The organism is Deinococcus arcticus (genome assembly GCF_003028415.1).
Classification (GTDB): Bacteria; Deinococcota; Deinococci; order Deinococcales; family Deinococcaceae; genus Deinococcus; species Deinococcus arcticus.
Genome location: NZ_PYSV01000008.1, coordinates 88,558 through 112,925, shown reverse-complemented (window position 1 = coordinate 112,925; position 24,368 = coordinate 88,558). Strand labels below are relative to the sequence as shown.

The 24,368-nt window shown below is 67.9% G+C and carries 23 protein-coding genes; 13 read left to right on the top strand and 10 right to left on the bottom strand.

Annotated elements, in window-relative coordinates; genetic code table 11:
• Positions 1-2: 2 nt before the first annotated feature.
• Together mltG and C8263_RS09915 are read right to left on the bottom strand one after the other, a co-directional pair.
• Positions 3-1,031, bottom strand: a complete 1,029-nt coding sequence (mltG, locus tag C8263_RS09920; RefSeq protein WP_107137962.1) for an endolytic transglycosylase MltG — start codon at positions 1,029-1,031, stop codon at positions 3-5.
• Positions 1,028-1,987 carry a carbohydrate kinase family protein gene (locus tag C8263_RS09915; RefSeq protein ID WP_107137961.1) on the bottom strand — a complete coding sequence of 320 codons (960 nt, stop codon included), beginning with the start codon at positions 1,985-1,987 and terminating at the stop codon, positions 1,028-1,030. The genes mltG and C8263_RS09915 overlap by 4 nt, the downstream gene beginning before the upstream one ends.
• 107 nt (positions 1,988-2,094) lie before the next feature.
• Here C8263_RS09915 and C8263_RS09910 point away from each other — a divergent pair, with 107 nt between their 5' ends.
• On the top strand, positions 2,095-2,637 hold the full coding sequence (locus C8263_RS09910) for a molybdopterin-dependent oxidoreductase (RefSeq protein WP_233218753.1): 543 nt from the start codon (positions 2,095-2,097) through the stop codon (positions 2,635-2,637).
• On the top strand, positions 2,637-3,842 hold the full coding sequence (locus C8263_RS09905) for a sensor histidine kinase (protein WP_107137960.1): 1,206 nt from the start codon (positions 2,637-2,639) through the stop codon (positions 3,840-3,842). Before C8263_RS09910 ends, C8263_RS09905 begins: the two co-directional genes overlap by 1 nt.
• A gap of 185 nt (positions 3,843-4,027) precedes the next feature.
• On the opposite strand, the gene C8263_RS09900 is transcribed toward C8263_RS09905, so the two are convergent.
• On the bottom strand, positions 4,028-5,242 hold the full coding sequence (locus tag C8263_RS09900; protein ID WP_158263778.1) for a S41 family peptidase: 1,215 nt from the start codon (positions 5,240-5,242) through the stop codon (positions 4,028-4,030).
• Between the two features lie 378 nt (positions 5,243-5,620).
• On the opposite strand from C8263_RS09900, the gene C8263_RS09895 reads away from it, so the two are divergent.
• The 3 genes from C8263_RS09895 (at position 5,621) to C8263_RS09885 (ending at position 8,784) form a co-directional block, all read left to right on the top strand.
• Positions 5,621-6,643: an SDR family NAD(P)-dependent oxidoreductase gene (locus C8263_RS09895; RefSeq protein ID WP_107137958.1), complete on the top strand. Its 1,023-nt coding sequence runs from the start codon at positions 5,621-5,623 to the stop codon at positions 6,641-6,643.
• Positions 6,644-6,859: 216 nt separating this feature from the next.
• Positions 6,860-7,609, top strand: coding sequence for an SRPBCC family protein (locus C8263_RS09890; protein ID WP_107137957.1), 750 nt, complete (start codon positions 6,860-6,862; stop codon positions 7,607-7,609).
• On the top strand, positions 7,606-8,784 hold the full coding sequence (locus C8263_RS09885; RefSeq protein WP_107137956.1) for a zinc-dependent alcohol dehydrogenase: 1,179 nt from the start codon (positions 7,606-7,608) through the stop codon (positions 8,782-8,784). Before C8263_RS09890 ends, C8263_RS09885 begins: the two co-directional genes overlap by 4 nt.
• Positions 8,785-8,948: 164 nt before the next feature.
• Here the strand turns inward: C8263_RS09885 and C8263_RS09880 are convergent, their stop codons facing one another.
• Positions 8,949-9,725 (bottom strand): type III pantothenate kinase, encoded by a 777-nt coding sequence (locus C8263_RS09880; protein WP_107138022.1) that lies wholly within the window; start codon positions 9,723-9,725, stop codon positions 8,949-8,951.
• A 150-nt stretch (positions 9,726-9,875) separates the two neighbouring features.
• Between C8263_RS09880 and sufC the strand changes: the two genes are divergently transcribed.
• From sufC to sufD, 7 genes are read left to right on the top strand one after another with little or no spacing between them, the layout of a single operon-like run.
• Positions 9,876-10,631 carry a Fe-S cluster assembly ATPase SufC gene (sufC, locus tag C8263_RS09875; RefSeq protein WP_107137955.1) on the top strand — a complete coding sequence of 252 codons (756 nt, stop codon included), beginning with the start codon at positions 9,876-9,878 and terminating at the stop codon, positions 10,629-10,631.
• 36 nt (positions 10,632-10,667) lie between these two features.
• Positions 10,668-10,937: a type II toxin-antitoxin system Phd/YefM family antitoxin gene (locus C8263_RS09870; RefSeq protein ID WP_107137954.1), complete on the top strand. Its 270-nt coding sequence runs from the start codon at positions 10,668-10,670 to the stop codon at positions 10,935-10,937.
• Positions 10,934-11,191 carry a Txe/YoeB family addiction module toxin gene (locus C8263_RS09865; RefSeq protein ID WP_107137953.1) on the top strand — a complete coding sequence of 86 codons (258 nt, stop codon included), beginning with the start codon at positions 10,934-10,936 and terminating at the stop codon, positions 11,189-11,191. The genes C8263_RS09870 and C8263_RS09865 overlap by 4 nt, the downstream gene beginning before the upstream one ends.
• A 10-nt stretch (positions 11,192-11,201) precedes the next feature.
• Positions 11,202-12,608, top strand: coding sequence for a Fe-S cluster assembly protein SufB (sufB, locus tag C8263_RS09860; protein ID WP_107137952.1), 1,407 nt, complete (start codon positions 11,202-11,204; stop codon positions 12,606-12,608).
• 4 nt (positions 12,609-12,612) lie between these two features.
• The gene (locus C8263_RS09855) at positions 12,613-13,038 is read left to right on the top strand and encodes a DUF7832 domain-containing protein (protein ID WP_107137951.1); all 426 of its coding nucleotides are present in this window, start codon (positions 12,613-12,615) and stop codon (positions 13,036-13,038) included.
• Positions 13,035-13,394 carry a VOC family protein gene (locus tag C8263_RS09850; RefSeq protein ID WP_107137950.1) on the top strand — a complete coding sequence of 120 codons (360 nt, stop codon included), beginning with the start codon at positions 13,035-13,037 and terminating at the stop codon, positions 13,392-13,394. The genes C8263_RS09855 and C8263_RS09850 overlap by 4 nt, the downstream gene beginning before the upstream one ends.
• 30 nt (positions 13,395-13,424) lie before the next feature.
• Positions 13,425-14,777 (top strand): Fe-S cluster assembly protein SufD, encoded by a 1,353-nt coding sequence (gene sufD, locus C8263_RS09845; RefSeq protein WP_107137949.1) that lies wholly within the window; start codon positions 13,425-13,427, stop codon positions 14,775-14,777.
• Positions 14,778-14,849: 72 nt separating this feature from the next.
• On the opposite strand, the gene C8263_RS09840 is transcribed toward sufD, so the two are convergent.
• The 3 genes from C8263_RS09840 to ybiA form a co-directional block, all read right to left on the bottom strand.
• Entirely contained in the window at positions 14,850-15,272 is a 423-nt protein-coding gene (locus tag C8263_RS09840) for a pyridoxamine 5'-phosphate oxidase family protein (protein ID WP_107137948.1), read from the bottom strand.
• A 108-nt stretch (positions 15,273-15,380) separates the two neighbouring features.
• Complete coding sequence (locus C8263_RS09835) at positions 15,381-17,315, bottom strand: alpha-amylase family protein (RefSeq protein ID WP_107137947.1); 1,935 nt, start codon at positions 17,313-17,315, stop codon at positions 15,381-15,383.
• Between the two features lie 48 nt (positions 17,316-17,363).
• Positions 17,364-17,837 carry a riboflavin biosynthesis intermediates N-glycosidase gene (ybiA, locus tag C8263_RS09830; protein WP_107137946.1) on the bottom strand — a complete coding sequence of 158 codons (474 nt, stop codon included), beginning with the start codon at positions 17,835-17,837 and terminating at the stop codon, positions 17,364-17,366.
• 112 nt (positions 17,838-17,949) lie between these two features.
• On the opposite strand from ybiA, the gene proS reads away from it, so the two are divergent.
• Positions 17,950-19,434 carry a proline--tRNA ligase gene (gene proS / locus C8263_RS09825; RefSeq protein ID WP_107137945.1) on the top strand — a complete coding sequence of 495 codons (1,485 nt, stop codon included), beginning with the start codon at positions 17,950-17,952 and terminating at the stop codon, positions 19,432-19,434.
• 102 nt (positions 19,435-19,536) lie between these two features.
• On the opposite strand, the gene C8263_RS09820 is transcribed toward proS, so the two are convergent.
• Genes C8263_RS09820 through nuoL form a run of 3 tightly spaced genes read right to left on the bottom strand, consistent with a single transcriptional unit; the run spans position 19,537 to position 24,363 of the window.
• Entirely contained in the window at positions 19,537-20,994 is a 1,458-nt protein-coding gene (locus C8263_RS09820; RefSeq protein WP_107137944.1) for an NADH-quinone oxidoreductase subunit N, read from the bottom strand.
• A 1-nt stretch (position 20,995) separates the two neighbouring features.
• A complete protein-coding gene (locus tag C8263_RS09815; RefSeq protein WP_107137943.1) occupies positions 20,996-22,438 on the bottom strand; it encodes an NADH-quinone oxidoreductase subunit M in 1,443 nt (480 codons plus the stop codon).
• Entirely contained in the window at positions 22,435-24,363 is a 1,929-nt protein-coding gene (gene nuoL, locus C8263_RS09810) for an NADH-quinone oxidoreductase subunit L (RefSeq protein WP_107137942.1), read from the bottom strand. The genes C8263_RS09815 and nuoL overlap by 4 nt, the downstream gene beginning before the upstream one ends.
• Between the last annotated feature and the right edge of the window lie 5 nt (positions 24,364-24,368).

Below are 24,368 nucleotides of genomic sequence, written 5' to 3'. Positions count from 1 at the left end.
GCTTACCGGTAACGCGCAATGTCGCGGTTATGTTCTGCAAAGGAATGGTTGACGTAGATCTTGCGGTCACGGCCATGCAGGAAATACAGCGCCTCGCGGCCATCGGTCAGGGTCCGCTGCGGGTTCAGGACCGCCAGCAGGGCCGCCTGCCCGGGGTTGTTGATGGGCCCGGCGGGCAGCCCGGCGCGGGTGTAGGTGTTGTACGGCGTGTCACGCTTGAAATCCCCGGCCGAGCGGTCGAGTTGGGGCAGGTCCTTGCCCAGCCCGTAGGCCACGGTGGGATCGCTGCCCAGGGTCATGGGCACCCTCAGGCGGTTGAGAAACACCCCGGCGATGACCGGCATTTCGCCGTCATTGGCAGCCTCGGCCTGCACCATGCTGGCCAGCACCACCCAGTCGCGCACGCTCAGGCCCAGCCCCCGGGCGCGGGCCACATGGGCGGGCGTGAATTCCTGCTCCATGCGCGAAACCATGGCCCGCACCATCTGCCGGGCGCTGTCTTTTGGCCGGAACTCGTAGGTGGCCGGAAACACGAAGCCCTCGAGGTTGGGGGCCTGGCCGGCGTGGCGGGAAAGGGCGGTCTCGTTCAGGGCCGCGCGCAGGGCCGCGCCGTCAAAGCCAGCCTTCTGAAAGATGGCGGGCAGGTCTTTGACCCGCCGCCCCTCCGGGATGGTCACGGTCACGGTGGGAATGCGCGCGGGCCCGGCCAGCTTCTCGGCCACCTGGGCCAGCGTCATGGCGCCGCTCAGGTCGTACAGGCCCTCTTTGAGGCGGCCCGCGGTGCCCGCGCGGCGCATGTACAGCCGCAGGGCGTCGGCATTTTTCACGATCTGCCGCTCCTGCAGCCGGGCCGCCACCCTGGAGAGCGAATCGCCGGGTTGCACCTCCAGGGTGTAGGCGGCCCCCCCCGCTGGGGCCAGCAGACTGCGCACGTACAGCGCCGCGCCGCCGGCCCCCAGCAGCGCCAGCAGCAGCAGACCCAGCAGTGCGCGCAGCCACAGGGGCGGACCAGAGCGCCCGAGCCGGGTCACGCCGCACCGCCCTGCAGCCGGGCGCGCAGATCGTCGTCGGCGGGGGGGCGGGCGCCGAAGCGCGCCACCACCCAGCCGCCCACCTGCACCGCCAGCTGCGCGGCCTTGACGGCGTCACGGTGGGCCAGCCAGCCGGCCAGAAAGGCGCCCCCGAAGGCGTCGCCGGCGCCAGTGGCGTCTATGGCGCGGTCCTGGGTGGCGGGCACCTGCACGCGGGCCTGCCCGGGGCCCTCGATCAGCACGCCCTCATCGTCCAGCTTCATCACGATCAGGGCGTGCGGGAACTGGGTGCGGAACCACGTCATCGCGCCCTCCCGGTCCAGGCAGCCGCTCATGGCGCGGGCCTCGTCGTCGTTGGGAAACAGGATGTCGAAGGGCACACCCGCGAGCACCTGCAGAAAATTGTCGCGCCCCATGCCCTGAATCATCTGAAAGCTGCCCGGGTCCAGGCTGAGGGTCGCGCCGCCTGCACGCGCCCGCGCCGCCGCGTGCAGGGCCGCCGCCTGCGGGGGATCGCGGAACAGGCTCCAGGCGGTCAGGTGCAGGTGCGCCGCGCCGGCCAGGGCGCTGGCCGGCACCTCTTCGGGCAGCAGTTCCCAGTCGGCACCCTGGCCAGTCAGCATCGCGCGCTGGCCCCGGCGGTCAATCAGGCCCAGAATCACGCCGGTGGGGTGGGCGTCGCTGAGAATCAGCTGCGCGTCCACGCCCTCGGCGCGCAGCTCGGCGGTGGCGAGTTCGCCAAAGCGGTCGCGGCCGATCTTGCCCACAAAGCGCGAGGGGTAGCCCGCGCGCTGGGCCCAGACGGCGAGGTTGGCGGCGCTGCCGCCGCCCGACAGCTCAATGCGGCCCGTGCTGTCGCCGCCGGGTAGCAGCAGGGTGTCGGGTTTGGCCAGCACGTCCCAGGTCAGGTCGCCCAGGGACACCAGCGGCGGGGGGGATGAAAGGTGGGCGGTCATGTCCGCCCCGCAGCATACCGCTGTGCTCTCTGCTGCGCTCCCGCCCGCCGGGGGCCGGGGCTTTTCCCCCTTGAGTGGGGGGCGCAGCGCCCGCTAGCATGGGCGGCGTGCGTTCTGCTTCCTTGCGCCTGCTGATGTGCGCCGCGCTGCTGGGTCTGGGCGCGCAGGCGCTCCGGGCGCCGGCGGCGCTGCCCTTTCCCTATGTGGGCCCCGCGCGCAGCGCCCTGGGCCCGCTGCCGCCGCCCCGGTCCGGCGAGCGCCCCCTGCTGAACCTGCGTGGCAAAACCACCGAAACGCTGACCCTCTCGCAACTGCGCGCCCTGCCGGCGACGCGCTATAACAGCACCCAGCCGCAACTGGGCCAGAGCTTTACCTACCAGGGCGTGCCGCTGCGCGACCTCGCGCGCCGGGGCGGCTTTGCGGGGCGCGACCTGCGTGTGACGGCCGAAGACGGCTTCGTGGCAACCATTACCGCCAGCGACTACATGACGGCGCCCATCATGGTGGCCTACGAGGCGGGCGGCAAACCCATTCCCACCCTGAAAAAAGGCCCCCTGCTGATCGTGTTTCCCCCCGACCCCGTGCGCTTTCCACGCCGGCCGTATGGCAGCCAGTGGGTGTGGTTCGTGCGCAGCGTTGGCCCGCGCTGATGCGGCTGTGGCCCCCGGCGCTGGGCCGGCGCGACCTGTTGCTGGCCGCGCTGCCGGGGGTGCTGTCCACCGCGCTGCTGCTGGCGGCCTTTGCCCCGGCGCAGCGCACCCTGGCCAACCCGAACAATTCCTGGACGGCGTACAGCTACGACTCGCTGCTCAACCGCGTCCACCTGTATGCCCTGGCGCAGCGGGATCCGCGCGCCACCCCGGAGCAGGTGCAGGCCCGGCGCGATCAGGCGCTCTCCAGCCTGAGCAGCCGCGCGGCCATGGAAAACGAGTTTCAGGAGCTGCCCACCCTGGAGGCCGAAGCCGGCTACCGCATGGAGGAGCTGCGCGACCTGCTGCGCCGGGGCCGCCCAGCCGACACCGCCGAGGCGCTGGCCATCGCTCAGGCCCTGAATGCTGCGGCCCACATCCGCCTGAATGAGCTGCGGGGCGAACTGCTGCGCACCCTGAAGCTGATCAAGACCACCGTGGTGCTGACCGCCCTCCTGACCGGCCTGATCAGCACACTGCTGATTGCCCGGGCCCTGGCCGGCGCGCGGCAGGCCCAGCACGCCCGGCAGGCGCGCGAGGCCCAGCACAAAGAAGCCCTGGGCATGGCCGCCCACGAACTGCGCCGCCCCCTGCAGGCGCTGCTGCTGGCCACCGACGCGCTGCGCGGGCAGGACAACCTGCGCGCCCGGGAAAAGCTGCTGCGCATCATTGAGGAGCAGGCGGCGTTTCTGGCCGCCCGCACAGAGCTGGAGCGCCTGGACGGCATGTATGTGAACATCAGCCCCCGGCCCCAGTCCACCGATCTGGCCGCGCTGCTGACCGGGCTGGAAAGCGAACGGGTCCGGCTGCGGCGCCCAGCTGGGCCGGTGAACTGGACCGTGGACGGCGCCCAGGTGCGCCAGGTGGTGGAAAATCTGGTGGAAAACGCCCTGCGCTACTCGGCCGGGCCGGTGCTGGTGGTGCTGTGCGCGCCCACCGAGGCCGGCGGCCCCCAGATCCGGGTGCTGGACCGGGGCCCGGGCCTGCCCCCCGAACAGCGCGAGGCCGTGTTTGACCCGGGCCACCAGCGTCCCCGGGTCGCCAGCGGGCGCGGGCTGGGCCTGCCCCTGGCCCGCCGCCTGGCCCGCGCCAACGGTGCGGACCTGACCCTGCACGAGGCGCAGGGCGGGGGCCTGGAAGCCCGCGTGGAGTTCGGGAGGCGCTAAGTCGCTCGCTGCCAAGCCCCCGATCAACCGAGCGGGCGGGGACAGCGGCGCCGCAGAGTGAGAAGCGGACACAGTGCCTCGCACCGGGAATGGACACGTTGCTGCGCCCTTCTGAACTGTTGCCATGGGAGGGGCGAGATCCTTAAGCGCCCCCACCCATCTGCAGTCTCTGCACGCTCGACAGATCATCGCCCTGAGCCCCGGGGCCCCGCGCAATTCTTTGTGCCCCGGGCCACCCGCAGCGCTTCCTCCAGCGCGGTGTCCCTTCCCTGAGAGCTGAGCTCTGCATCGTCCGGCAGGAGGCAATCCGGCACGACCCGGCCCGGCAACCGGACCCGACCGTCCAGCGTGGGCCGAACATCTGAGACGAACAGCAGGCCGCCTCCGGGCAGGTCATGGGCGCGCGTTCCACTGGACATCAGCCCCCTGGTGGGCTGGCCCACGACCATTCCGCCGGCGCGCTGCCCAAAATACGCCAGCAGCTCCCCGCAGGACGCGGTCCTGGCCGAGACCAGCAGGGCCAGGGGCCCCACCCAGGGGGTGCGAACGCGGGCGCGGGCGGCCTGCGCTTCGGGAGTGGTGCGCCACGCTGGCAGCGGCCGGCCGCTTCGCCCCACCCCAACCAGATTGACCCGGTCCCCCGCCAGTGACTGCGCCGCCGCCAGGCAGTCCACAGCGCTGCCGCCCCCGTTCCAGCGCAGATCCACAACCAGGCCGGCCGCGCCCTGGGCCGCCGCGCGGGTCACCAGTGTGTTGAAGGCCGGCCCGGTGCCGGGAACAAAATTGGGCACACTGATCACCGCGACCTGGCCGCGCCAGCGCAGACTGGGCTGAGCAAAGGCGGGCCAGGACGCCGGAATGACCGTCACGGTGAGCACCTGTTCACCCCGGCGCACGCGCAGGACGTAGGGCTTCTGGTCGGCCTCCGCCTCTTCCAGAAAGGACGCGCGCAGGCCCGCCTCTGCCATGTCGTCGCGGCGGTTCACGGCCAGCACCACATCCCCGGGGCGCAGGCCCGCGCGCTCTGCCGGGCCGCCGTGATCCACATGCACGACCTGCAGCGTGCTGGGGGTCCGGAGGTCGGTCAGCATGCCGCTCCAGACGCGGCGCGCCGTCACCTGCTGCGCGCCCTGCGCCAGGGCGGGCGCGTCCCAGTTGACCCCTGTGTGCGGGTCATCCAGACTCCACACCACGGCCTCCACAGCGGCGCGGCCCAGCGCCAGGGGACACGGCGCCGCCGCGCACCGCCCCAGCAGGGCGCGCCGCTGGGCCGCCAGTCGGGCTTCTATTTCACCCATGGCTGGACCGGCATAGTGGGTGCGCAGCACCTGGGCAGCCGCGTCAAAGACTGCCCGTCCGTCCACTGTGGGCGGCCCGCCCGCTCCGCCCGCGTGGCCCAAGGTGCCAAAAGTGCTTCCTACCAGAGCCAGAGTTAGGGCCGCCACACGCCATCTTGTTCGCATCAGCAGGAACTACGGCCAGCCGGGCGACTTCGTTCCAGCGGGCGGCGCGCGCCCTGCTGACCACCAGCAATCATGAGGGGGGGCCGGCAACAGGTCCCCTCTGATGACCTTGCTCCCCGGGGCCCGCCGCCCTCATCTCCTGCGCATCTGCCTGCCCCCGACGCATCCAGTACACCGTTGCCGCACAGGGGTAAAGCGGGGGTCCAGGCGCAGCGGACCCTGGCCGGTCACGGCTGACGGCAACAGGGCCGGGCGGTATTGCGGTCCTCTTTAGGCTTGCGGCCGGGGCGGCCCCGCAGCCCACACAATGCCCGTATGCGAATCCCGAAACGACTGCTGCTGCTGGGGGCCGCCGGTGCTCTGGCCGCCCGGCGTGCCCTGAGGGCCCCCTATGACCTGACCGGCAAGGCCGTGCTGATCACGGGCGGCTCGCGCGGGCTGGGGCTGGCGCTGGCCCAGGAATTCCTGGCCCGGGGTGCTCGCGTGACCCTGATGGCCCGCACCGAGGCCGACCTGAAGCGCGCGCAGGCCGGGCTGAAGGCGGGCGAGCGCGTGAGCATCGTGACCGGGAACGTGGCCGTGCCGGCAGACGCCGCGCGCGCGGTGCAGGCCACCGTGCAGGCCCACGGGCGCCTGGACGTGCTGGTGAACAACGCCGGAATCATTCAGCTGGGCCCGGTCGCCAACGCCACCGAGGAAGATTTCCGCACCGCCATGGAGGTCAACGCCTTCGGGCCGCTGCGCCTGATCCGCGCGGCGCTGCCGCACCTGCGCGGCGGGGGACGGGTGCTGATCGTGTCGTCGCTGGGGGGCAAGGTGGCCATTCCGCACCTCACGCCCTACGTCATGAGCAAATTCGCCTCGGCCGGGCTGGGACAGGCCCTGCGCGCCGAACTGGCCCCCGAGGGCGTGGCCGTGACCACAGTGCTGCCCGGTCTGATGCGCACCGGCAGCCCCCTGAACGCGCCGGTCAAGGGTCAGCCCCGCAAGGAGTACGCCCTGTTCGCCACCCTGGCCGCCTCGCCGCTGGTGTCGCTGGACGCCCACGAGGCCGCGCGGCGCGTTGTGAATGCCTTGGTGCGCGGCGACGTGGAAGCCATGATCGGCGGGCCCGCGCTGATTCTGCGCACCGCCCAGGCACTGGCGCCGCAGCTGACGGCCGACCTGCTGCGCCTGGGCCACCGCGCCCTGCCCGGCCCCGGGCCCAGCGACGCCATGGTGGAGGGCCGCGCGGTGGAAAGTGCCCTCACCCGCGCCAACCCCATCAAGCGCAGCGCCGAGGAGGAATTCAACCAGCGCGGCGCCCACGGCCACGCGCCGGGCGGCGATCTGAATTGAAGGGGGCTCCCCCTGGCGCACCTGCTTTTCCCTGCGGTCTTCCAGCGTCCACACCGGGTTTCAGGGCGCCTTGGTTCCCCTGTCATCAAGGGCCGCAAAACCCCGGTCCGTCTTGAGGCAGCGGTCACACAGTAAGGCGGGGCGCACTCTGGGCATGGCCCGCCCGCTTGACTGCCCCCACACGTTCCCCACCCTTCCCACCCTGCAGGAGGCCCCATGACACAGGAAGACCACCCCACCCCGACCGATGCCCAAGCCGCCACGCCCGACACCCCCAGCACCGGCGCCCATATGCCCACGCTGGAACGCTCGGTGATGGGCAGCGTGGGTGTGGCCCTGATGGGCGCGGGGCTGCGCAGCGCCCGCCCCCTGCAAAAGCTGGTGCTGGGCACGGTGGGCGCTGGTCTGGCCGCCATGGCCGCCACTGGCCGTAACCCCATTGCCACCGCCCTGAAGATTCGCCAGGGCGGAGACGGTGAGGTGCTGGTGGGCGACGCCGTGACCATTGGTCGCCCGGCTGCTGAGCTGTACGCCTTCTGGCGTGACCTGGAGAAGCTGCCCACACTGATGACCCACCTGCAGAGCGTGGAGGTCCTGAGCGACACCCGCTCGCGCTGGACGGTGAAGGCGCCCACCGGCGAGGTGAGCTGGGAAGCGGAAATCACGGCCGACGAACCGGGCCGACGCCTCGCGTGGCAGTCGCTGCCCGGGGCGATGGTGGAAAACCACGGCGAGGTGCTGTTCCGCGCGGCACCTGGCAACCGGGGCACCGAAGTCGTGGTGCGGCTGGGTTACCGCCCGCCCGCCGGCACGACCGGCGCCATCGTGGCCCGCCTGACTGGCGAGGAACCCGCCCAGCAACTGCGCGACGACCTGATGCGCTTCAAACGGGAACAGGAAACCGGGCACGCGCCCACCACCGAGGGACAGACGAGCGGCCGGGCCGCCAAGGGAGGCGAGGCATGAAGGCGATTGTCTGGCAGGGCACCAACAAGGTGGGTGTGGAGACGGTCCCAGACCCCACCCTCCTGCTCCCCACCGACGCGATTGTCAAGATCACCTCCACGGCCATCTGCGGCTCGGACCTGCACCTGCTGGACGGTTTCATCCCCAGCATGGAAAAAGGCGACATTCTGGGCCACGAGTTCATGGGCGAAGTGGTTGAGGTGGGCCGCGAGGTCAGGAAGCTCAAGGTGGGCGACCGCGTGGTGGTGCCGTTCAACATCGCCTGTGGGGTGTGTGATCCCTGCCGCCGGGGGCTGTTCAGCGCCTGCGACAACTCCAACCCCAACCACCGCATGACCGAAGCCATGTACGGCGGCACCAGCGGGGGCGGCCTGTTCGGGTACTCGCACATGTACGGCGGCTACGCTGGCGGGCAGGCCCAGTACGTCCGCGTGCCGTTTGCTGACGTGAACCCGCACAAGATCGAAACGAACCTCAGTGACGAGCAGGTGCTGTTCCTGACCGACATCTTTCCCACCGGCTACCAGGCTGCCGAACAGTGCGGCATCATTCCGGGCCGGGACGTGGTGGCGGTCTTCGGTGCCGGGCCTGTGGGCCAGTTCGCCGCCCGCAGCGCGCAGATGCTGGGCGCCGCCCACGTGATCGTGATTGACCGCGTGCCCGAACGCCTCGCCATGGCCGAGGCCGCCGGGTGCCAGACCATCAACTATGAGCAGGACGACGTACTGCTGGCCCTGCGGGAAGCCACAGGCGGGCGCGGCCCCGACCATGTGATTGACGCGGTGGGCATGGAAGCGCATGGCCACGGCCCCGGCGCCCTGGTCGACACCGCCAAGCAGCGGCTGCGCCTGAGCTTTGACCGTATTACGGCGCTGCGCTGGGCCCTGCTGAGCTGCGCCAAGGGTGGCACTGTCAGCCTGCCCGGCGTGTACGGCGGCCTGATTGACAAGGTGCCCATGGGCGCCGCCTTTGCCAAGGGCCTGACCTTCAAGATGGGTCAGACCCACACCCACCGCTACGTGGCCCCCCTGCTGGCCCGCATTGAGGCGCGCCAGATTGACCCCAGCTTCGTGATTACCCACCGCGCCTCCCTGGATGAGGCCCCGGACCTCTACAAGACTTTCCGCGACAAACACGACGGCTGCATCAAGGTGGTGCTGAACCCCTGGGCATAGCCGGTTGATGGATGATGGTAAATGGGTGATGGATGGGCCTGGGGCGACACCAGGATGAACGGTTGAGGAAGCCCTGGGGTTCAGTCCCCAGGGCGTTCTTGATGCCTTCAGTGCTGGCGTCACTGGCAACACGCGGGGGGCCACTGCCCAGGGCCCGGTGCCCTCTAGCGACTGGCCCAGAGTTCCACCAGACCGCGCAGGGTCAGCGTGTCGTCGTAGTGGTCAATTTCGCGGCACAGGCCCTCCACGGTGCGGGCAAAGCCGCCGGTGGCCACCGCCACAGCGGGGCCCGGTAACTCGGCGCGGATACGGCGCAGCAGACCGTCCACCATCTCGGCGTAGCCGTAGACCAGCCCCGACTGCAGGGCGTGCGTGGTGTTCTTGCCTATGGCCGTCTGCGGGGCTTCCAGGGCAATACGCGGCAGCTTGGCCGCGCGGGCGAACAGGGCGTCGGCGCTCACCTGCGCGCCGGTGGCCAGCACGCCCCCGATAAAGCGGCGGCCCCGGCCAATCACATCAAAGTTCGTGGAGGTGCCGAAATCCACCACCACGGCGTACTCGTGGCGGTCCAGGTATTTGCCGGCGCCAAAGAGGTTACACAGGCGGTCGGCCCCCACAGCGTCGGGGATGTCCAGCTCCACCCGCACGTCGGGAAGGTTGGTCGCGCTGACCTCGAAGGGCTGAATGCCGAAGTGACGGCGCAGGGCCAGCGCCAGATTCTGTCCCACCGGCGGAGCCACACTGCTCAGCACGGCGGCGCGCGGCGGCTGGGCGCCGGCCAGCGTCAGCAGCCCCTGCAACTGCAGCGCGAGGTCGTCGGGCAGCTGGTCACGGTTGGTGCGCACCCGCCAGGTGTGGGTCAGGGTCAGGGTCTCGTCGGCCAGGCCCAGCACGGTGCTGGTGTTGCCAATATCCACAGCCAGAAGGGGAAACGCAGGCACGGGGGGCATTGTACGGCGCGCCTGGGCGCTTCCAGTCGCAGGGACGCCAATCCACAGCACTTCACTCGACTTTAGCGGCCGGGGCGGGTAAAATAACACGGTAAGTAGGAATCATTCCTAACAAAATTCAGTGATTCCCCAAGGAGCCTCATGACCCACCAGCTCGAAATCCGCAACCTGCACGCCTCTGTGGGCGACCAACCCATTCTCAAGGGCATCAACCTGGTGGTGCCCCGGGGCGAACTGCACGCCATCATGGGGCCCAACGGCAACGGCAAAAGCACCCTGGCCAAGGTGATTGTGGGCGACCCCGAATACACTGTCACCGAGGGCGAAGTGCTGGTGGACGGCCAGAATATCCTGGAGATGGAGCCCGACGAGCGCGCCCGCCTGGGCGTGTTCCTGGCCTTCCAGTACCCCGTGGAGATTCCGGGCGTGACCATTGCCAACTTCCTGCGTCTGGCCATGCAGGCCCGCAAGGCCGAGGGCGAAGAGGTGGGCTTTGCCGAGTTCTACGGCAAGCTGCAACAGGCCCTGAAGACCCTGGAATGGGACGAGAGCATCGTGGAGCGCTACCTCAACGCGGGCTTTTCTGGCGGCGAGAAGAAGCGCAACGAGATTCTGCAGATGCTGATGCTGGACCCCAACTACATCATCATGGACGAGACCGACAGCGGCCTGGACGTGGACGCGCTGAAGATCGTGGCCAAGGGCGTGAACTCCATGCGCGGGCCCGGTCTGGGCGGGCTGATCATCACCCACTATCAGCGCCTGCTGGATTACATCACCCCCGACAAGGTGCACATCATCGTGAATGGCCGCGTGGTGCAGACGGGCGGCCCCGAACTGGCCAAGAAACTCGACACCCAGGGCTACGACTGGGTGAAGGAACTGGCGACGGCGTAACAGCGGGTGGGTGAGGCGCGCCCGCCAGGAGGACCCATGACGGCTTATTCCCTGAAGTTTGCCCAAGACAACCTGGAGCGGATTGCGCGGGAGACCGTGCAGAACAGTGATGAGACCATCATCACCCTGGACTCTGGCGAGGCCGTGGTCTTGATCCCTTTGGACCAGTACGAAGCCTGGAAGGAAACGCAGTTGCTGGCCCACCCGGCCAACCGCCGTCACCTGCTGGAATCCATGGAGCAGTACCGCCAGGGCCGCAAGGTTCCTCAGAGTCTGGCGGCCCTGCAGGCGGGCGCGCCGGAGTGAAGCTGAGTTTTACGCCGAATGGCTGGGCCGACTATCTCTGGCTTCAGGCACACGAGCCCAAACTGCTGCGTAAGCTCCACCGCCTGCTGGACGAGTGCCTGCGAGCCCCCTTTGAAGGCACCGGCAAACCCGAACCGCTGAAACATGAGTACGCCGGCTTCTGGTCGCGCCGCCTCACCGCCGAGCACCGCCTTGTGTACGCCGTGGATGATGACGCCCTGACTGTCATCGCCTGCCGCTCACACTATGAGTAAGGAGAAGCACATGACCGTTAATCCTGAAGCGTCAGAGATCAACACCAGCTACGAATACGGCTGGAGCAACCCCGAGAAGTACGCCATCAAGGCCCCCAAGGGCCTGCGCCGCGACGTCGTCGAGATGATCAGTAAGGCCAAGGACGAGCCCCAGTGGATGCTGGACTTTCGCCTCAAGGCCCTGGACATCTTCCTGAGCAAGCCCATGCCCGAATGGGGCGCGGACCTCTCGGGGCTGAACCTCGACGAGATTTACTACTACATCAAGCCTGAAGGCATGAACGCCCGCTCCTGGGACGACGTGCCCGAGGACGTGAAGAACACCTTCGAGCGCCTGGGCATTCCCGAAGCCGAGCGCGCCGCGCTGGCCGGGGTGGGCGCGCAGTACGAGAGCGAGATGGTGTACCACAACCTCAAAGAGGAGTGGGAAAAGCTGGGCGTGGTCTTTCTGTCCATTGAGGACGGCCTGAAGGAATACCCCGAGCTGTTCCGCGAGCACTTCGCCACCATCGTGCCGCCCGAGGACAACAAGTTCGCGGCCATTAACAGCGCGGTCTGGAGCGGCGGCTCGTTCGTGTACGTGCCCAAGGGCGTGAAGGTGGATATTCCCCTGCAAACGTACTTCCGCATCAACGCGGAAAGCAGCGGCCAGTTCGAGCGCACCCTGATCATCATCGACGAGGGCGCGCAGGCCCACTACATTGAGGGCTGCACGGCCCCGGCGTACTCCAGCGACTCGTTCCACTCCGGCGTCATTGAGATTGTGGTGAAAGAAGGCGCCCGCTTCCGCTACTCCACCATTCAGAACTGGAGCCACAACGTCTACAACCTCGTGACCCAGCGCGCCGCCGTGTACGCGGGCGGCGTGATGGAATGGGTGGACGGCAACCTGGGCAGCAAGGTGACCATGAAGTACCCCGCCTGCTACCTGCTGGAAGAGGGCGCGCGGGGCGAGGTGCTGAGCATCGCCATGGCCGGCCGTGGCCAGCACCAGGACGCCGGCGCCAAGATTGTTCACTTTGCGCCCAATACCAGCGGCACCATCGTGTCCAAGAGCATCTCCAAGGACAGTGGCCGCTCCTCGTACCGTGGGCTGGTCAAGATCTACGAGGGCGCCAGGGGCTCCAAGACCAACGTGGAATGCGACGCGCTGCTGCTGGACGAGGAAGCGCGCACCGACACCTACCCCTACATTGAGATTGAGGAAAAGGACGCTTCTGTGGGCCACGAGGCGACCGTGTCCAAGATCAACGATGACCAGATTCTGTACCTGCAGAGCCGTGGTCTGAGTGAGGACGAGGCCGCCGGCCTGATCGTGCGCGGCTTCATTGAGCCGATTGCCAAGGAACTGCCGCTGGAATACGCGGTGGAGCTGAACCGCCTGATTGAGCTGGAAATGGAAGGCTCGGTCGGTTAAAGCCATGACCCAGGGCATCTGCTACGACAAGGCCAAGTGGCACTATGACGGAGATTTTCCGGCAGACCTGCCGCCGTCGCAGGGATTCGTGCACACCGGCATGTTTATCAGCTGGCTGGCGGACCATCACCTGCTGGCAGATGCCCTGCAGCACGACGCCGAGGCAATCCGGACGAGAGAGCAGACGGGCGCCCAGGTATTTGGCCGCTGGGCAGGCGTACTCACCAGCGACATGCTGAGTGACGAAGGCAACGCCTTTGCCCGTCACTATTACGCCTCGGCGGCGGGCGGCGGCGAATATCTGCACGACTACTTCAACCTGTTTGACGAGCTGCCCTCCATTTACCATGTGACCGACACCTGGGAGAATTACGCCCGGGTGGCCGCCCTGATCAGTGATCGGCACGCCGAGTGGCGAGGAAAGCCATGAAACTCAATCACATCAATCTGGGCGTCAAGGATGTGCCGCAGGCGGTGGCGATCTTCCAGCGCCATTTCGGGCTGCGACCAGCCGGGGACGGCATGCCGATCAACGACCAGATGGCCTTTTTGCGGGATGACGTGGGCGCGCTGCTCTCCATGTTCCGCGTTGAGGATCCTCAGTACCCCAGGGTATTTCACATTGGGTTTTTGCAGGACAGTCCCGAGCAGGTGCGGGCGATTTACCAGCAGCTCACCGACAGCGGCTTTCAGATTCCGGCGCCAAGTGAGAATCACGGCCGGCTGACGTTTTACTTCAATACCCCCTTCGGCGTGGTCATTGAAGTGGAGTCGTTCCTCAACTGAGGGACTTCTTTTTCTTTTCCTGGAGTGTTCATGACCCAATTCACCGAGCAACTGGCCACGCACACCGGCCCCGAGTGGCTGAACAGCAAGCGCCGCGAGAGCCTGGACCTGTTCAACACCCTGGCCATTCCCACCGAGAACGTGGAGGCCTGGAAGTACACCCAGGTGGACATGGACTTCGCCGCGCTGCGCCCCCACGGCAAGCGCGACGAGGTCACGGACGTGGCCGCGCTGCCCGCCAGCGTGCAGGAACGCCTGACCGGCACCGACGTGGGCGCTTTCCTGGTGCTGGACGGCCCAGACGTGGTGTACCGCACCGAACTGCCCGCCGAGCTGACCCAGAAGGGCGTGATCTTCACCGACCTGAAGACGGCGGTGGAACAGCACGCCGACAAGGTGCAGCAGTACCTGTATTCCGTGGTGCCTGCCGAGGTGCCCGACGACACCACCATTGCCGCGCCCGGCACCACCCCCAGCAAGAGCCCCGACCCCAGCGAGGGCAAGTTCAGCGCGCTGGCGGCGGCGCTGTGGACGAACGGCGCCTTTATGTACGTGCCGCGCGGCGTGGAGGTCGAACTGCCCCTGGGGTCCTTCCGCGTGATGAGCGAGGCCGGCACCTACACCGCCACCCGCACCCTGGTGGTGGCCGAGGAAAACGCGCAGGTGACCTTCATTGACGAGCAGGCCAGCGACGACCTGCCCGGCACCTACGCCATTGGCGCTGTGGAGCTGGTCGTGAAGGCGGGCGCGCGCGTGCGCTACGTGTCCATTCAGAACTGGGGCAAGGGCGTGACCCATATTCAGCGCCAGCGCGGCGACGTGGAGCGCGACGCCACCCTGAACAGTCTGGTGGTGACCATGGGCGGCACCCTATCGCGCACCGAGATGCAGAGCTACCTGCGCGGGCAGGGCGCCGACAGCGAGATGCTGGCGCTGTACTTTGCGAATGAAGACCAGCACTTCGACCACTACACCCTGCAGCACCACGCCGCCGCGCACGCCCACAGCGACCTGCTGTACAAGGGCGTGAACAACGACCGGAGCGTGGGCGTGTTCTCCGGGATGATCAAGGTGGACCTGGGCGCCCAGAAAACCGACGCCTACCAGAAGCACCGCACCCTGATGCTGTCCAGCGAAGCCCGCAACTACTCGGTGCCGCAGCTGGAAATCAATGCCAACGACGTGCGCTGCAGCCACGGCAGCACCACCAGCCCGGTGGACCAGGAAGCCCTGTTCTTCCTGCGCTCGCGCGGCATCAGCAGGGAAACGGCCGAGAAGATGCTGGTCACGGCGTTCCTGGAAGATGTGCTGGGCCGCGTGCCGCTTTCCAGCGTGGTCAAGTACATCGAAGGCATCATTGCCCGGAAGGTGGGCGCAGTTTAATCCCCGCTTCACTGGACCCCCTGGGGCAGCCACCAACCGGGCTGCCCCATTTGCATGGCTGGGGGTTTCCCGTCAATCCGGCTTCAACTCAATCTTGCCGTCTTCCTCGCCCCACCACTGAATGCGCCGGGCGTCCACAACCAGCATCACCAGCCCCTCGGTGTCCAGGCCGCCTTTGAACCACCGCTCCAGCTCCGGGTGCCAGTGGTCTTTCATCACGCGGCGGTCGTGCAGTACGCGGGCGTGGCCCTGCACCGCCACGAACAAAAAGCCCTTCTTGGCCTTGAAGTTCAGTACGACGTGGCTGTTTTTCTCGATATCGCGGGCGGCGCGCGAGTCAGCCCAGGTGAAAAAGTAGCTGGTGCCGTCGTATTCCACCTCGCCGTTGTTGCTCATGGGCCGCGAGGCCAGCTGGCCGTGACTGCTCACGGTGGTCAGCAGGCAGTAGTCCATGCCGCGCATCTTCTGGGCCAGGGCCTTGAGGGTGGTTGCCATACCTGATGGTAGGGGGCCGGCCGCTGCAGGCGGAGTCCGTTGCTGTTGAGCTTTCGGTCACGTCCTCCTGCGCGTGGCCCCGTTGACTGGCCCCGTTGACCACCGCGCTCAGGGGGCCTGGGTCAGCCACAGGGCGCGGTAGGGGTCCAGCACCACCGGGGCGTGGCCGAAGGTAAAGGCGCTCCCGGCCACATGGTCCAGCGCGTGCTCGCCCAGGTGCTCGCGCAGGGCCCAGGCGGGGAACTGAACGGTGTGCTCGCTGAAGTTGTAGACCCCCAGCATCACGCCCAGCGGATGGTCGCGGCGCAGCAGCAGCACGCAGGGATCGGGGCTGCCCACCGGGCGGCTTTCCACGCTGGCGTGCAGGTGTGCCAGACCCTGGCGCGCGGCGATCAGGCGGCGCAGCCCGGCGTTCACGCGGCCCTCGGGGGTGCCAGGGTCGGCGGCCACGGCCTGCACGCGGGCCCAGTCCATGGGGGGGCGGTGAACCCAGCGGTTGTCCGGGGCGTGCTCGGGCGTGTCAGCGAACGTGTGGTCGTTCAGCAGCGCCAGTTCATCGCCCATATACAGCAGCGGCACCCCGCCAAAGCCCAGGATGACCGCGTGCAGCAGCAGCAGCCGCCGCACCGCAAGGTCCACCTGCCGCGGATCGCCCGCCGCCAGGGCCGCTTCCAGCCCCGCGAGGCTGGCCGCCGAGCCGCTGATGCGCCGGTCCCCGGTCTGCGGGTTGTGCTGAAACACCAGCCCCCGCGCAAAGGACCCGGGATACTCGCCGCTGTAAAAGTCGCTCAGGAAGTGGCGGTGCGCCGGCCCCGACAGGCCCACGCGGGCCGCGTCGTCATCACTGATCGCCCAGCCGATGTCATCGTGGCAGCGCACGTACATGCCCCAGGTGGTGCTCAAAGGCTTGGGCGCAAAGGCGCGCAGGGCCTCTTCAAACAGGCGCACGTCGCGGCTGGCGAGGCTGCTCCACAGCTGCACCATCAGCGAGTTGTGGTACGCCATGTCGCTCACGCGGCCGTGGTGCCCGCCGGTGCCCAGGTAATGAATCAGCTGCCCCGGGGCCACAATCGCCTCGGCCTTGAAGGCCACGGCGGGCGCCGCAATGCGCGCGCAGGCCCGCAGCGCCCGGGTCAGGTGATGCACCTCGGGCTGGTTCTGGCAGTCGGTGCCGGGGCGCTTCCACAGAAAGGCAATGGCGTCCAGCCGGAACACCTCGACCCCCCGGTTGGCGAGGTGCAGGATGATGTCCACGAATTCGCGCAGCACAGCGGGGTTGGCCCAGTTCAGGTCCCACTGGTAGGTGTTGAAAGTGGTCCAGACCCAGCCCTGCGCGTCCTCATTCCAGGTGAAATTGCCCGGCGCAAAGTCGGGGAAAATCTCGGGGAGGGTGCGCTCGTAGGCGTCGGGCCCGGCGCGGTCGGGAAAGAGGTGGAAGTAATCGCGGTAGGCGGGGTCGCCTGCACGGGCCTTCACGGCCCATTCGTGCTCCTGCGCCACATGGTTGAGCACGAGGTCCAGCACCAGACTGATCCCCCGGCCCCGCAGATCGGCGGCCAGCGCCGAGAGGTCGTCCATGCTGCCCAGATCGCCGCGCACCGCGCGGTAGTCGGCCACCGCGTAGCCGCCGTCGTTCTCGCCGGGCCGGGGCCTGAGCAGCGGCATCAGGTGCAGGTAGGTCACGCCCAGCTCTTCCAGGTAGGGCACGCGGGCCTGCACGCCCCTGAGGGTGCCGGCAAAGCGGTCGGCGTAGGCCACGTACCCGATCATCCCGGGCTGCTGCAACCAGTCGGGGCGCAGCAGCCGGGCCTCGTCCAGCCGTTTCAGGTCGGCCGGGCGGGTGTGAAAGGCGTGCAGCAGGACTTCCAGCAGTTCGGGCAGCAGCGCGGCGGTCTGGTCACCGTACACGGCCGCCAGGCTCTCGATCAGCTCCGGGCCGTAGCGCTCCAAGCGCAGCAGAAACGTCTCGGCGTCGCGGTCGTCGTCAAAGGCGCGGCGCAGCGACTCGGGGGCCAGCAGCCGGAAGGGGTCGGAAGGGGCCATGGCTGCTCAGCATAAACCGGAATTGGAACTGTTTCCAACTCTGGGCGGTCAGGCAAGCTGCAGTTCCGCCCGCACCGCCATCAGGGCTTTGCCCAGCAGGTTCTGCCCCCACGCCTGCCGCGCGCCCTCGGCCTGGGGCTCCGCGAAGCCGATGCCCCAGATGCGGTCATCCGCCGCCGTCTCGACCAGCTCGGCGTCTGCGGTGTTCAGCAGGAAGGCGCGCAGCTCTGGATTCTGCCCAAATTTCAGCCGCAGCATCGCCAGGGCCACGCCGAACCGCTCGCGCGCCCAGACCCCATCGTCGTATGGGGTCACGCGGCGCCCCAGCGCCTTGCATTCTGCGGGGGTAGAGGCGGCCAGGATCCTCGCCCGGGTGGCCTCGTCGCCAAACAGCTTCGCCTTGCGGGCCATCAGGTACTGCTCGGCCCAGTGGTATGTCACGCCGTCCTCCACAAACAGGCTGGGGTGGAAATTCGAGAACGGGTGGGCCGTTCGGTAGAAGTAATGGGTGGATGCACTCATAGCAGGCAGTCTGCCCGGCCCTCCCCTCCCCGCGCCTCTGCCACCTGGCCTGCCCTCTGCCCTCCCCTCTGGCCGATTCCGACCCTCCCTGCGCCCGGTATCATGCGGGGTGATGACGAAAGACGGCGGGAAACAGGACAGGAAGGCGGCGCAGTACGGCGTCACCCCCCAGAGCGCAGATTTCAACGACTGGTACAACGAGGTCGTGAAAAAGGCCGATCTGGCCGACAACAGCCCCGTGGCGGGCGCCATGGTGGTGCGCCCTTATGGCAGCGCGCTGTGGGAAAACATCGTGCGCTGGCTGGACGACCGCTTCAAGGCCACCGGCCACGAGTCCCTGGTCTTTCCCACCCTGATTCCCATGGGCTTTATCACCAGGGAAGCCGACCACGTGGAAGGCTTTGCGCCGGAACTCTTCACGGTCAGCAAGATCGGCACCGAGGAACTGGCTGAGCCCTATGTGCTGCGCCCCACCAGCGAAACCATCATTGGGCACATGTGGAGCGGCTGGCTGAACTCTTACCGGGACCTGCCTTTCTTGCACTACCAGTGGGGCAGCGTGTTCCGCGCCGAGCTGCGCACCAAGGCGTTTCTGCGCACCAGCGAATTCTTCTGGCACGAGGGCCACACCGCCCACGCCAATGAACCCGAGGCCCGCGCCGAAGTGCGGCAGATGCTGGACCTCTACCACGAGTTCTGCCGCGACGTGCTGGCGCTGCCCGTGGTGCGCGGCGAGAAGACCGCCAGCGAGCGCTTTGCCGGGGCCGTGGCCACCTACTCCATTGAGGGCATGATGCGCGACGGTAAGGCGCTGCAGTCCGGCACCAGCCACTACCTGGGCCAGAACTTCTCCAGGGCCTTTGACGTGAAGTTCCAGACGCGCGAACAGAAGGAAGAGTACGCCCACACGACCTCCTGGGCGATTTCCAGCCGCATCATCGGCGCGATCATCATGACGCACGGCGACGACTTCGGGCTGATCATGCCGCCCCGGATTGCGCCCATTCAGGTGGTGGTGATTCCCGTGGGCCGCAAGGACAACTTTGACCAGATGGTGGAAGAGGGCGAGAAGCTGGCCGCCGAACTGCGTGGCCTGGGCCTGAAGGTGAAGGTGGACCGGCGCGACGGCGTGACCAACGGCTTCAAGTACAACGACTGGGAACTGAAGGGCGTGCCGGTGCGCATTGAACTGGGCCCGCGCGATCTGGAGCAGGGTGTGGTCGTGGTGAAAAACCGCAACCGTGACGAGAAGGAGACCCTGACGCGCGCCGACGCCGTGGCGGGCATGCCCGCCCGCTTGGACGAGATTCACGACTGGCTGTATGGCCGCGCGACCCAGTTTCTGCTGACCCGCACCCTGGTGGCCGACACCTACGAGGCGTTCCAGGAAGGCATCGAGAGTGGGCACTGGGTCCGCGCGTACCACTGCGCCGACGCCGCGTGCGAAAAGAGCATCAAGGACGACACCAAGGCCACCACGCGCAACGTGCCGCTGGACGACGCCGAATTCTTCCACGAGCACGGCGAGGGCCCCTGCGTGAAGTGCGGCCAGCCGGGCGCCTACGGCAAGCGCGTGATTTTCGGCCGGCAGTACTGAGCAGGCCGCTGTCCTGAGAGAACCGGGGCACCCCCACCACAGCAAGCCGCCGCTCCAATCCGGGGCGGCGGCTTGCTGCTGGAACGGGGCCCGCTCCCGGCTTTACCGGCCGGCGAGCAGGTTCCAGATCACCGGCGAGGCCCCCCAGGCGTACCACAGGTTGGGCAGCAGGCCCAGCACCGTCACGCCCGCCACGCCCAGGCCCACCGCCAGGGTGGTGGCGGGACGCTGGCCGTGGGCGTATTCGCGCGCCGGGGTGCGGTCCGGCATGAACATCAGCATGGCGGGGCGCAGGTAGTACACCAGCGCGGCCACACTGGTCAGGGCCGCCAGCACGCTCAGCCACACGTAGCCGTTCTGAAAGGCCGCCTGGAACACGAGGTACTTGCCGAAGAACCCGGCAAACGGCGGCAGGCCCGCCAGCGAGGCCAGGCAGATGGCCAGGCACACTGCGTACCCTGGATGCCGGAAGTACAGCCCGCGCAGGTCGCTGATCTCGAACCCCGCCTCGGAGCGCTGCAGGGCGGCCACCACGGCCAGGGCAGCGGCGGTCATGAGGGTGTACACAAGCAGGTAGTAACTGAGGGCGGCGCCGCCCGCCTGGGGGGTGCCCAACAGGGCCATCGCCAGGAAGCCGGTGTGGGCCACGGCCGAGTACGCCAGCATGCGCTTGAAGTTCAGCTGGCGCAGCGCCGCCAGATTCCCCACGATCAGGGTGGCAGCGATCAGCACCTGCATCACCGAATGCCAGCCCGGGGCGTCGGCCAGGGCGCCGGAGAACACGCGCAGCATGCCTGCAAAGGCGGCGACCTTCACCACGGTGCTCAGAAAGAGGCTCACGCTGGTGGGTGCGCCGCCGTACACGTCGGGGGTCCACTGGTGAAAGGGCGCCAGGGCCACCTTGAAGGCAAAGCCGCACAACACCAGCAGGGCGCCGCCCACCAGAATGCCCACGTTCTGCGGCAACAGGCCCTGTACGGACCCCACGCGCTCGGCAATGGCGGCGTAGTTCAGGCTGCCGGTGGCGCCGTACACGAAGGCCAGACCGTAAATCAGCACCGCGCTGCCCGCTGCGCCCAGCAGGAAGTATTTCAGGCCGGATTCCTCGGCGCGGCGCGAGCCCTGCAGGGTGGCAAGCACGTAGCTCGACAGGCTCATGATCTCCAGGCCGATCAGCATGACGATCAGGTCGCCGGAAAAGGCGATGAGCAGGCAGCCGGTCACGGCGTACATGAGCATGGCGTCGAATTCGGGGAACGACACCCGCGCGCGCCACGCGGTATCCAGGGTGACCAGCAGGGTCATCAGGGTACCCACCAGAATGACAAAGGAGAGCAGCAGCGCCGCGTTGTCGGCGTTCAGGCTGCCGCCAAAGGCGCTCAGGCCCCGGTTCCACAGCAGGGTGAGGCTGGCGCCCGAGAGCAGCAGCGCGCCGATGTTGATGAAGGTGAGGGTGCGCCGCTGGACCCAGAAGCCCAGCAGGGTGCTGGAAATGGCGCCGGCCAGCACGATCAGGATAGGCAGCATGGGGGTCAGGGCCACATCGGGGGGCGTCAGCATGTCAGTTGCCTCCCAGGGCGCTCAGCACGGCGCGCACCGCCGGCTGCATGAGGTTCAGGGCCGGCGCGGAGTACACGCCGAAGAGAATCAGCACGGCCAGCGGCAGGCCCAGCACCAGCCACTCGGTGTGCACGAGGTCGCGCACGCCCACGGCGCCCAGCGGGCGGGCCTGCCAGAAGGTGGTCTGGAAGGCGGTCAGGGCGTAGGCGGCGGCGGCAATGGTGGTGATCCCGGCAATGAAGGTGAGCCACGGCGAGACCTGATAGGCCCCCAGGAGAATCGAGAATTCCCCGATAAACCCGGCCAGCCCCGGCACGGCGATGGACGCGAACCACAGGGCCATGGTCAGGCCACTCAGGGCGCCCGCCTGGGTCATCACGCCGCCCACCCGGGTCTCCAGGCTGCCAATGCGCTCCTGCACCATGCCCACCGAGAGAAACAGCGCGCCCGTGTACAGGTTCTGGAAAGCCAGCAGGTACATGGCGCCAATCACGGCGGTTTCGTTGAGCGAAAACACGCCCAGCGCCACGAAGCCCATGTGCGACAGGCCCGCGTAGGCCAGCAGGCGCTTCCAGTCGGTCTGCCGGAAGGCAATCCAGGCGGCGTACAGGGCCGTGAAGGCGGCCAGACCCATCAGGATGGGGCGCAGTTCCAGGCTGGCGTCCGGGAACAGCGGAATCCCGAAGGTAAACAGGCCGTACCCGCCCACCTTGTACAGCGTGCCCATCACGTCCGGCACGCCGGAATCATGGTTCTGCTCGTGGAAGTCCGGCAGCCACGCGTGTAGGGGCCACAGGGGCAGCTTCACCGCCATGGCCGCCAGGAAACCCAGGTACAGCCACGTCTGGGCGGGGCCCTCCACGAGGTTGGCCTTCAGGTCCACCATGGCGAAGGTGGGGCTGCCCCCCAGGTAGCGCACCCCGATGATGCTCACCAGCATCAGCAGGCTGCCAAACAGCGTGTAGGCCGCAAACTTCACCAGCGCCTTCATGCGCCCAGCCTTGCCGTACATGGCCAGCATCAGCAGGGCGGGAATCAGGGCGTCTTCAAAGAACACGTAGAACAGCAGCAGGTCCTGCGCGGCAAAAATACCGATCAGGCCGGTTTCCATCGCCAGAATCAGCGAGAGCATGGGCCCGGGGTTCGGGATGCGCCGCGCGGCGTACAGGATGGCGATAAAGGACATGAACGCCGTGACCAGCGCCAGCGCGAGGCTGACCCCGCTCAGCTGCACCGAGTAGGTGATGCCCAGCGGCGGAATCCAGTCCCAGCGGAACAGCTCTGAGCCGCCGCCGCGCCAGATGGCCAGCCCAGCGCCCAGGGTCAGCGCGGCAATCAGGCCCGCCACCTCGTCCCGGAAGGTTTTCGGCACCACCAGCAGCAGCAGGCTGCCCAGCACCGGCAGGAAAATCATGATCGTGGGAAGCCAGTCCAGAAAGGTCATGCGCCACTTCCAATCGTTTTCAGGGCCCAGTAGCCGATGATCAGCGCGGTGCCCAGCACCATGCTGACCGCGTAGGCCCGCACGAAACCGCTCTGCCACAGGGTGAACAGGCCGCCCGGCCCGCTGGCGTTGCGCGCCACACTGCCCAGCGCGCTGTCGGTGCCCCGGTCCACGGTGTCCAGCGCGCCGGCAATGGCCCGGCTGGGGGCGCCCACCACGTTGTCGTACACGGTGTCCAGGTACAGGGCGCGCGTGCTGGTTTCGCCCAGCGGGCCGTCCATCAGGGTGCCCCGGCGGTGTTCCAGATAGGCCCAGACCAGCCCCAGCACCCCGGCGCCCACCGCCAGCGCGGTCAGCAGCCACTCGGTGCTCACGGGAATCTCGTGGGCGTGCACTGGAATGGCGCGGCCCAGGTAGTCATCGAAGGCGTGCTTGCCGCCCAGGAAGGTGGGAATGTTCAGCAGCCCGCCCAGGGTGGCCAGCGCGGCCAGAATGCCCAGCGGAATCCTGGTCAGCAGGTCCGCCTCGTGCGGGTGCGCGTGCCCCCGGTACTTGCCCGCCCACACCAGAAAGTACCAGCGGCCCATGTAAAAGGCAGTCAGCAGCGCCACGCCCAGCCCGATCACGTACAGGCCGGGATTGGCTTCAAAAGCGGCGGCCAGAATGGCGTCCTTGGAAAAGAAGCCGCTCCAGATGGGAATGCCGGCAATGGCCAGCACACCCGCCACCGACACCAGATGGGTAAAGGGCATCTTGCGGCGCAGCCCGCCCATGCGGCGCACGTCCTGTTCGTCGTGCAGGGCGTGAATCACGGCGCCCGCCGCCAGGAACAGCAGCGCCTTGAAAAAGGCGTGCGTGAGCAGGTGAAAGACCCCGGCAGAGTAGGCGTGCAGGCCCACGGCCATGAACATGTAGCCCAGCTGCGACACCGTGGAGAACGCCAGAATCTTCTTGATGTCGTGCTGGTTCAGGGCGGAAAGGGCCCCGTACAGCGCCGTCAGGCCACCCACCCAGGCCACCCACAGGCTGGCGTTCGGGGCGAGGTCGTACAGGAAGTGACTGCGCGCCACCAGATACACGCCCGCCGTCACCATGGTCGCCGCGTGAATCAGCGCCGACACTGGCGTGGGCCCGGCCATGGCGTCCGGCAGCCAGGTGGTCAGGGGCAGCTGACCACTCTTGCCCACCGCGCCCACCAGCAGGAACAGACAGGCCAGTTCAATGCCGGCCTGCGCCACCTGCGCGCCGCCCTCCACCCGCTCGGCCAGTTCCGGGATGGAGAGGGTGCCGTACAGCTTGAACAGCAGGAACATGCCCAGCATGAAGCCCAGGTCGCCAATGCGGTTCATGATGAAGGCCTTGCGGGCGGCGTTGGAGTTCGCCACGCCCTCGCGGTCGCTGGCCTCGCGCAGGTCCCGGTCCGACGCTTCGCTGTTGCGGCCGTTGAACCAGAAGCCGATCAGGAGGTACGACGCCATGCCCACGCCTTCCCAGCCCACGAACATCAGGGGGTAGGAGTCGGCCAGGACCAGAATCAGCATCATGGCCACGAAGAAGTTCAGGAAGGCGAAAAAGCGCGTGAACTTCGGGTCGTGCCCCATGTAGGAAATGGAGTACAGGTGAATCAGGAAGCCCACGCCCGTGATAATCAGGGCCATCAGGGCCGAGAGCTGGTCATACCAGAAGCCCACGGCAAGGTTGGCGTTCAGGGCCATGTTGGGCAGCCATTCCCAGAGAATCTCGTGGGCTGGGGTACCACCCTGGTTCAGGTAGCGCAGCGCGGCCACCACGAAGGCGGCGCCCACCGCGCCGGTGGCCACCCAGCCGCCGGTCTTGCCCGGAAACAGGCGCGGAAAGCACATCAGCACCGCAAACGACAGCAGCGGCAGCAGCGGCAGCAGGTAAAGAGCGGGAAGACTGTCCATAGCCA